Consider the following 9,000-nt stretch of genomic DNA (forward strand, 5'->3'; position numbering starts at 1 on the left):
CAGTGCAGTGATAGCCGCCAGGGGGGCCAGGATGTCGAAAGCGAACAGCCGCCACGCGTTTCTCATCGGATCGACTCCAGCTTCGAGATCATCAGTTTGTTGTCGACGTTGGAGACGTCCAGGCGCAGGCTCCAGTGCACGGTCTGTGGCTTGCCGCCGGCATTCTCGCTGAGCGAGGTCGCGATCAGCATCACCGAGTCGGTCCGGGTGGCGAACGCGGGCAGCTTCGTGGTCACCACCGGACGGGGGCTGCCGGGCTGGGTGTCCAGGTCGCGGTGCACCGTGTCGATGGCCACCGCCTCGATCTGGCCGGTGCTGCGGCTCTGCAGTTTGGCCACCACCTGCCGGTAGGGCTGGACGGCGGCGTCGAAGTCGGTGTTCAGCTGGCCCACCGTGCCGTCGTGCAGGCGCTGCAGGCTGGCGTCGATGTTGCTGCTGTTCATGTTGATCAGTACGTCGGTCCAGTCGGTGGCCGCCTGCATCACCCGGGACAGGTAGACGCGCTCGGCGGAGTCGTCGCGGTGCGTGGTCCAGATCATTGCGCCGAGCACCACCGCCGCCACCGCGATCAGTCCCAGCACGGTCGATGCGATGCCGTAAGTGGAGAACACGCCACCGTCCCCGGCCTCGTCCTCGTCTTCGTCCGCGTCCTCGTCGAAGTCTTCGATCTCGTCTTCGGCTTCGTCGACGTCCTTGGCCGCCTTGGTTTTCTGCTGGTCAGGCATGGCCCGATCGTTGCACCCGAAAACAGATGGAAGGATGGCGGGGTGACAGTAGAGACCATTCGCTCGGGGATCGACCTGAGCTACGTCGACGCCACCGCCCGCCCCCAGGACGACCTTTTCGGGCACGTGAACGGCCGCTGGCTGGCCGAATACGAGATCCCGGCCGACCGGGCGACCGACGGCGCCTTCCGCACCCTGTTCGACCGCGCCGAGGAGCAGGTACGCGACCTGATCATCGAGGCATCCGAAAGCGGGGCGGCGTCGGGCACCGACGAGCAGCGCATCGGCGACCTGTACGCCAGCTTCCTCAACGAGGACGCCGTCGAGCGCCGCGGCCTGCAACCGCTGCACGAGGAGCTGACCACGATTGACGGCGCCGCCGATCGCACGGCGCTGGCCGCGGTGGTGGGGTCCCTGCAACGCACCGGGGTGGGCGGCGGCATCGGACTGTACGTCGACACCGACTCGAAGAACTCCAGCCGTTACCTGGTGCACTTCAGCCAGTCCGGGATCGGGCTGCCCGACGAGTCCTACTTCCGCGACGAGCAGCACGCCGATGTGCTGGCGGCCTACCCCGGCCACATCGCCCGGATGTTCGCCTTGGTGTACGGCGGTGAGCCCGACGATCACGCCGACACCGCCGCGCGCATCGTGGCGTTGGAAAGCAAGCTCGCCGCCGCCCACTGGGACGTGGTCAAGCGCCGCGACGCCGACCTGACCTACAACCTGCGCACGTTCGCCGACCTGCAGAGCGAGGGCGGCGGGTTCGACTGGGGCGGCTGGGTCACCGGCCTGGGCACCACCCCCGAGGTGGTTGCGGAAGTGGTTGTGCGTCAACCCGATTACCTCACCACCTTCGCCCAGCTGTGGAACAGCGAGGATCTCGATGACTGGAAGAGCTGGGCGAGGTGGCGGCTGATCCGGGCCCGCGCACCCTGGTTGACCGACGCGATGGTCGCCGCGGACTTCGACTTCTACGGCCGCAGGCTCACCGGCACCGAGCAGATCCGCGACCGCTGGAAGCGGGCGGTGGCGCTGGTCGAGACGCTGATGGGCGACGCGGTCGGAAAGTTGTACGTGCAGAAGCACTTTCCACCGGGGGCCAAGGCCCGCGTCGACGAGTTGGTGGACAACCTGCGCGAGGCGTACCGGATCAGCATCAGCGACCTGGACTGGATGACGCCGCAGACCCGGGAGCGGGCGCTGACCAAGCTGGCCAAGTTCACCGCCAAGGTCGGCTACCCGGTGAAGTGGCGGGACTACTCCGCGCTGGTGATCGACCGCGACGATCTGTACGGCAACTACCAGCGGGGCTATGCCGTCAACCACGACCGCGAGCTGGCCAAGCTGGGCGGGCCCGTCGACCGGGACGAATGGTTCATGACGCCGCAGACCGTCAACGCCTACTACAACCCAGGGATGAACGAAATCGTCTTTCCCGCAGCCATTCTGCAGCCGCCGTTCTTCGACGCCGAGGCCGACGACGCCGCCAACTACGGCGGTATCGGCGCGGTGATCGGGCACGAGATCGGGCACGGCTTCGACGACCAGGGCGCCAAGTACGACGGCGACGGCAACCTGGTGGACTGGTGGACCGATGACGACCGCACCGAATTCGGCGCCCGGACCAAGGCGCTGATCGAACAGTACGAGGACTACACGCCCCGTGGACTGGACGGCAACCACCACGTGAACGGCGCCTTCACCGTCGGGGAGAACATCGGCGACCTCGGTGGCCTGTCCATCGCGCTGCTGGCCTACCAGTTGTCGCTGGGCGGCGAGCCCGCGCCGGTGATCGACGGCCTGACCGGCGTGCAGCGGGTGTTCTTCGGCTGGGCCCAGGTGTGGCGGACGAAATCCCGTGCGGCCGAGGCTATTCGGCGGCTCGCGGTAGACCCGCACTCACCGCCGGAGTTCAGATGCAACGGCGTGATCCGCAACCTCGACGCGTTCTACGAGGCGTTCGAAGTCGCGGAGGACGACCAGCTGTTTCTGGAACCCCAACGCCGCGTGCGCATCTGGAACTAGGTATGCCGAGCAGGGGGGCACCTCCCCCTCGCGAGCAGACGCAAAAGCACCCCGACACGCCGTTAGAAAGGGACTTTCGCGTCTTCTCGGCAGGGTTCGATCCGGGCCGGCACGTGCTTGTGCCACGGCGTTCCCGCGTAGGAGTCGCGCCAACTGGTCGAGGTGAGCGAGTTGGGCGCCACCCCCGGCACCACCGTCCGACCGTCCTCGTCCACATAGTCCAACCCGAAACCGTTGGGCAGCGAGGCATGTCCGGGCAGCATCACCTCGGTGATCTCCACGGTCGCCTCGGCGCTGCCGGCCGCCGTGGTGATCCGCGCCCGACCGCCGTCGGTAAGCCCAAGCAACTGCGCGTCCGCCACGCTGACCCGCAGCGCCCCGTCGGCGTCGCGTTTACGCCAGGACGGGTCACGGAAGATGTCGTTGGCGGTGTAGGCGCGACGCTCCCCCACCGACAGCACGATCGGCAGTTCCGCGGTGGTCAGCTGGGCCGGTGTCGCGGCGAGCGCCTCGAGATCGGCCAGCATCTCCGGGATTTCCAGCGCGATCTTGTGGTCGGAGTGACTGATCAGCGCGAAGTCGTCCTCGTAGTTGTGCACCGTGAACGTCACGCCCGACGGTCCGGCGAGAATCGCGTCGAACAACGCGTTGCCGTCGGCGTGGCCGGCCCGCCGCACCGCGTCGGGGTAGGTCATCGCCGTCTTCTGTGCGAGCCCCCACACCGCCGCCGCCCCCGCCATTCCCTCGGGCAGGGTGGGCCCGAGGGTTTCGTAGAGGACGTAGGGCAGCAGCTTCGACATGACGGGATTGCCGGCCACCGTCGGGAGAAACGCCTCGGTGAACGCCCGGCGGCCCTGCTGCGCGGCCTCGCGCAGCGGCCGTAGCTCGGCGTCGTCGATGACGCCCAGGGCACGCACCAGCCTGGCCCAGATCTCCGGCTCCGGCAGCGTACCGGGCAGCGGTTCGAGCAGCGGCCGGCGCAGCTGAAAACCGTTGGCCGGGAACTCGAAATTGAAGAAGGTGGCTTCCGGCTTCTCGAACTGGGAAGCCGCGGGCAACACGTAGTGGGCCAGCCTGGCGGTCTCGGTCATCGCGACGTCGACCACCACCATCAATTCCAGCGATTCAAAGGCCTTGCGGCACGCCGTCGAATCGGCCAGCGAGTGCGCGGGATTGCCGCTCTCGACGATCATGGCGCGGAACCGGTCCGGGTGATCGGTCAGAATCTCCTCCGGCACGGCATTGGCCGGTATCAGCCCGGCGATGATCGGCGCGCCGGTGACGGGCGTCTTGCCGGAGACCGTGCTGAAAAGCGGCGCGAACGATGAATGCAGGTGCTGGGCACCCTTTTTCGCGAAGTTGCCGGTCAGGATCCACAGCAGCTTGTTGAGGTAGGAACACAGGGTGCTGTTCGGTCCCTGCTGGACGCCCAGGTCCTCGAACACCGCCACACTGTCCGCACCGGCGATGCGTCGGGCCGCCGCCCGTAGCAGCTCCTCATCCACGCCGCAGCGCCCCGCATAGTCTGCGACGGGAACCGCACGCAGCTGCGCACGAACGGGTTCCACTCCGTGCACGTGCTCGGCGAGAAACGCTTCGTCGCAGAGGTTTTCCTGGACGAGCACGGCGGCCAGTGCCGCCAGGCACCACGCGTCCGTCCCAGGCCGCACCCGCAGGTGGAAGTCGGCCATCTTGGCGGTGTCGGTGACGACGGGGTCGATCACAATCATCGACCGCGCCGGATCTTTGGCGATCTCGTTGAGCACCACCCGGGCCCGCGGGAAACTCTGCGACATCCAGGGGTTCTTGCCGACGAACACCGACACCTCGGCATGCTCGAACTCGCCGCGGGTATGGCTGCCGTACAACTGCGCATCGACCCAGGCCTCGCCGGTCTTCTCCTGCGCCAACGCATTAGACCGGTACTTGGCCCCCAGCGCCTTCAGGAACGCCCCGCTGTAGGCCCCGCCCAGGTGGTTGCCCTGCCCGCCGCCGCCGTAGTAGAAGATCTTGTCGCCGCCGTAGGTGTCCCGGATGTGCTTGAACCCCTCGGCGATCTCGACAATCGCGGTGTCCCAGTCGATTTGCTCGAAAGTACCGTCCGGGCGCCGACGCATCGGCGACGTCAGCCGGGCGCGGTTGTTCTGGTAGTGGTCCAGCCGCAGGGCCTTGTTGCAGGTGTAACCCTGCGACCATGGATGCTCTTTATCGCCCCGGATTCGCGCCAACCTGCGGTCTTCTACCTGGACGACGATGCCGCAATTGCACTCGCACAGGATGCAGGCGGTGTGCTGCCACTCATTGGCCATCGGGCAGGCTCCTTTCAAATGCCTCGCGCAACTGACGGTGCACGACGTCCAACGGCGTCAGGTCGCGCCGGGCCCGGGCCAGCAGTAGCGCACCCTCGAGTGCGGTGAGGGTCAGGGTCGCCAACTCCGCCGCCCGGTCCGGCGCCACACCGTCAGTGACGAGACGCTGGCCGATCAGCCCCGTCCAGCGGTCGAACACCGCCGCCGCGCGTTCGACCACCGGGGCCATCCGCTCGCGGTCCTGCGGCTCGCCGGCTTCCACCGCCACCGCGGCGATCGGGCATCCGGCCCGGTAGTCGGTGCTGAGCAACTGCTCGCGGTACCAGTCGATCATCGCGTCCAGCAAATCGAGGCCGCCGCCGGCCCGGGAGATCAAGTCGGCGACGTATTCACCGGCGTAATCCACGGCTTCGCACAGCAGTTGAGTCCGCCCGCCGGGGAAGTGGTGGTAAGCCGATCCGCGCGGCGCGCCGCTGTGTGCCAGCACATCAGATATCGCCGTCGCATGGGCGCCGCGTTCCCTGATCAGAAGCGCAGCCGACACCACCATCCGCTCGCGTGGACTGCGCATCAGGCTCCCAGAGACATCCTAGAAGGATATGTATGACGCTCTACATACTGGCACGCCATGCCCGAAATCGCCAGACCCGTCCAATACCAGCAACTGGTCGTTCACTTGTCACACTCAATGCGACGAAACGCCGCGTAATATCCACGGCAACATCAGAATCGCCATTAACTTAGTCACGTGACCGGCTCACCGATGTCACGTCGCACCCTGCTCACCGCGACGGTTGCCGCCGGGACCGCGGCCGCGCTGACCCGTTCGATGCCGGTCGCCAACGCGGCGCCGGGTAAGTCGGTGGCGGTGTTCGGGGCGGGCGTGGCCGGGTTGACCGCGGCGCACGAGCTCGCCGAGCGCGGCTACACCGTCACGGTGTACGAACGCAAGGCCCTCGGCGGCAAGGCGCGTTCGATTCCGGTGCCGAACTCCGGCGCGAGTCCGCTGCCGGCCGAACACGGCTTCCGGTTCTTCCCCGGCTTCTACCGCAACGTCACCGACACCATGCGTCGGATCCCGTTCCCGGGCAACCGCAATGGCGTCTGGAACAATCTGACCCGCGCGACGTCGTATCTGCATTCGGGCCTGGGCCGCGCGGACCTCACCATCCCACTGCCGTTTCCGCTGCCCACCATCCCGAACCCGATCACGCCGAAGTCGTTCATCGAATCGGTGACCACCGTGCTGCAGACGCTCTTCCGGCTGCCGTTGTGGGAGGCGGCGTACGCGGCACAGAAGCTGGCCGTCTACGTAACCAGTTGCGACGAACGCAAGCTCGGTCGTGGGACCACATGACGTGGGAGGACTACATCGGCGCGAACAAGCGGTCGGTGGAGTACAACCGGTACCTCGCCGACGGGATCATCCGTAATCTCGCCGCGTCGAAGTCCAGGGACGCCAGCGCGCATTCGATCGGGCTGGTCGGCGAGGCCTCGGTGTGGTCGATCCTGTTGTTCGGCAACGACACCGACTGCAAGGGCTTCGACCGGGTGCTCAACGGCCCCACCAGTTCCCAGTGGCTTGATCCGTGGGTGGACCACCTCACCTCGATGGGTGTGACTTTCAGGGTGGGACAAGCTCTTTCGCGCCTGACACCGAATGGCCGGCACATCACCTCGGCGACCGTCGTCGACGCCAACGGCATCGGGCAACCGGTCGTCGCGGACTGGTACGTCTCGGCGATCCCCTGCGAGAAGCTCGCCGCCGTCCTCACCGATGACGTCATCGCCGCCGATCCGGGCCTGGCCAACGTGGCCGCGCTACGCACCGAGTGGATGAACGGGCTGATGTTCTATCTCCGGGAGCGGGTGGACGTCACCAAGGGCCACGTCAACTATGTCGACTCGGGGTGGGGCATCACGTCGATCAGTGAAGAGCAGTTCTGGAAACGCAGCCTCACCACCTATGGCGACGGCACCGTCAAAGACTGTCTCTCGGCGATCCTTTCGGACTGGAGCACGCCGGGAAACTTCAACGGCAAGAGCGCGCGGCAATGCACCCCCGCCGAAATCGCCGCCGAAGCGTGGGCCCAGATCAAAGCCCACCTCAATGACACCGGTCACGTGCTCGACGACGGGATGCTGCATTCCTGGTTCCTGGACCCGGCGATCATCGATTCGGGGACACCCAACGTGCGAAACGACGAGCCGCTGTTCATCCAGGATCCGGGCTCGTGGGGGCGGCGCCCCACGTCGGGCACCGGCATCGACAACCTGTTCCTGGCCGGGGAGTGGGTTCAGACCGACCAGAACGTCACGACCATGGAGGGCGCCAACGAAGGCGGACGCCAGGCCGCCAACGCGGTGCTGCACGCGTCGGGCTACTCCGGTCAGACGGTCAGGATCGTCACGCTGTTCCAGGCGCCGTGGTGGAAACCGCTGAAAGCCGCCGACACGGCGCGCTACCGGGCCGGTAAGCCCAACGTGCTGGACCTGCTGGACACGCGCCGGCCGGGGAGCTGACCCGGATCAGCTCATCCAATCGTTGGACCCGTCGTTGCGGGTGTAGGTGCCGACCGAGTTCTTCACGATGATCGGATCGCCAGGACCGAAGTTGGTGAAGAACCACTTGGCGTTGGCCGGGCTGAGGTTGATGCAACCGTGGCTGACGTCGCGGCGGCCCTGGTCGTCGACCGACCACGGCGCGCTGTGCACGAAGTTGCCGCTGTTGTCGAATCGGACGGCGTCGGCGACCGTGATCTTGTAGCCGTTGGCCGAGTTGACCGGGACACCGTAGGTCGAGGAGTCCATCACCACCGAGGCCATCTTCTCCTGCACGTAGTAGGTGCCGTTGGCGGTCTGGTGGCCGCCCGACGCCATGCCCATCGACATCGGGAAGGTCTGCACCACGGTCCCGTTGCGCGCGACGATCAATTGGTGGGTGGCGTCGTCGGCGGTGGCGATCAGCTGATCGCCGGTCCGGAAGCTGGACACCGTGCCGCCCGCGTCGACGGTCACGTCGGTGTGGGCGGGCCAGAAGCTCAGCGGACGCCAGCGCAACTGCGTGGGGGTCTGCCAGTAGAACTTGCCGTCGACCGGCGGCGTGGAGGTCACCCGGATCGCGGCTTCGGTGGCGCCGGCGTCGTCCACCCGGGCTGGGAAGTCGATGATGATCGGCTGGGCCACGCCCACCGTCGCGCCGTTGGCGGGAGCGATCCGCGGCGGCCCGAACGGCGCCGTGCCGACAAACGGCGGCGGGGCGAACGGCGGCGGAGCGTCCGCGGCGGGCACAGCCGGCGGCGCGATCACCCCGGGATCATCGGGGGCCGGGTCAGGGTCGGCCAGCGCGGTGCCCGCGCTCAGCATCAGCAGGCAACCGACGACTGAGCCGACCAAGGCGGCCCTCAGTGCCCCTAGCGTCCCGAAACCGCGTCCCCACATGAGCATCCCTCCGGTCGTGTTTATAACTGCCAGTCTGATGCACCGTCGGGCTTGTTGTAGACCCCGACGGAGTTCTTCACCACGACGGGATCACCGCTGCCGAAGTTGTCGAAGAACCACTTGGCGTTGGACGGGCTCAGGTTGATGCAGCCGTGGCTGACATCGCGCCGGCCCTGATCACCCACCGACCACGGCGCACTGTGCACGAAGTTGCCGCTGTTGTCGATCCGGACGGCGTCGGCCACCGTCACCTTGTAGCCGTTGGCCGAGTTCACCGGCACCCCGTAGGTGGACGAGTCCATCACCACCGAGGCCATCTTCTCCAACACGTAGTACGTGCCGTTCGGGGTCTGGTGGCCACCAGAGGCCATCCCCATCGACATCGGGAAGGTCTGCACCACGGTCCCGTTGCGGGTGATGGTCATCTGGTGGGTGGCGTCGTCGGCGGTGGCCACCAACGCGTCACCGGTCCGGAAGCTGGACTTGGTGCCGGCCGC

Annotated in this window: 8 protein-coding genes; 3 read left to right on the plus strand and 5 right to left on the minus strand. The window is 67.0% G+C overall.

What is annotated here, in order from left to right:
• Positions 1-62: 62 nt before the first annotated feature.
• On the minus strand, positions 63-725 hold the full coding sequence (locus tag A9X01_RS08110) for a hypothetical protein (protein ID WP_065120247.1): 663 nt from the start codon (positions 723-725) through the stop codon (positions 63-65).
• A 42-nt stretch (positions 726-767) separates the two neighbouring features.
• Here A9X01_RS08110 and A9X01_RS08115 point away from each other — a divergent pair, with 42 nt between their 5' ends.
• Positions 768-2,753, plus strand: coding sequence for a M13 family metallopeptidase (locus A9X01_RS08115; protein ID WP_065120248.1), 1,986 nt, complete (start codon positions 768-770; stop codon positions 2,751-2,753).
• A 62-nt stretch (positions 2,754-2,815) separates the two neighbouring features.
• On the opposite strand, the gene A9X01_RS08120 is transcribed toward A9X01_RS08115, so the two are convergent.
• Complete coding sequence (locus A9X01_RS08120) at positions 2,816-5,062, minus strand: molybdopterin-dependent oxidoreductase (protein ID WP_065120249.1); 2,247 nt, start codon at positions 5,060-5,062, stop codon at positions 2,816-2,818.
• Positions 5,052-5,633: a TetR/AcrR family transcriptional regulator gene (locus tag A9X01_RS08125; RefSeq protein ID WP_065120250.1), complete on the minus strand. Its 582-nt coding sequence runs from the start codon at positions 5,631-5,633 to the stop codon at positions 5,052-5,054. The genes A9X01_RS08120 and A9X01_RS08125 overlap by 11 nt, the downstream gene beginning before the upstream one ends.
• A gap of 177 nt (positions 5,634-5,810) precedes the next feature.
• Here A9X01_RS08125 and A9X01_RS31225 point away from each other — a divergent pair, with 177 nt between their 5' ends.
• A complete protein-coding gene (locus A9X01_RS31225) occupies positions 5,811-6,419 on the plus strand; it encodes an FAD-dependent oxidoreductase (protein WP_253849013.1) in 609 nt (202 codons plus the stop codon).
• Complete coding sequence (locus tag A9X01_RS08130; protein ID WP_253849014.1) at positions 6,416-7,585, plus strand: FAD-dependent oxidoreductase; 1,170 nt, start codon at positions 6,416-6,418, stop codon at positions 7,583-7,585. The genes A9X01_RS31225 and A9X01_RS08130 overlap by 4 nt, the downstream gene beginning before the upstream one ends.
• Positions 7,586-7,591: 6 nt before the next feature.
• On the opposite strand, the gene A9X01_RS08135 is transcribed toward A9X01_RS08130, so the two are convergent.
• Positions 7,592-8,509 (minus strand): L,D-transpeptidase, encoded by a 918-nt coding sequence (locus A9X01_RS08135; protein WP_065120251.1) that lies wholly within the window; start codon positions 8,507-8,509, stop codon positions 7,592-7,594.
• 14 nt (positions 8,510-8,523) lie between these two features.
• Positions 8,524-9,000, minus strand: a 477-nt coding sequence (locus A9X01_RS08140) for a L,D-transpeptidase (RefSeq protein ID WP_155771989.1), incomplete at its 5' end; no start/stop codon positions are given.

It is taken from the genome of Mycobacterium asiaticum (assembly GCF_001668675.1).
Classification (GTDB): Bacteria; Actinomycetota; Actinomycetes; order Mycobacteriales; family Mycobacteriaceae; genus Mycobacterium; species Mycobacterium asiaticum_D.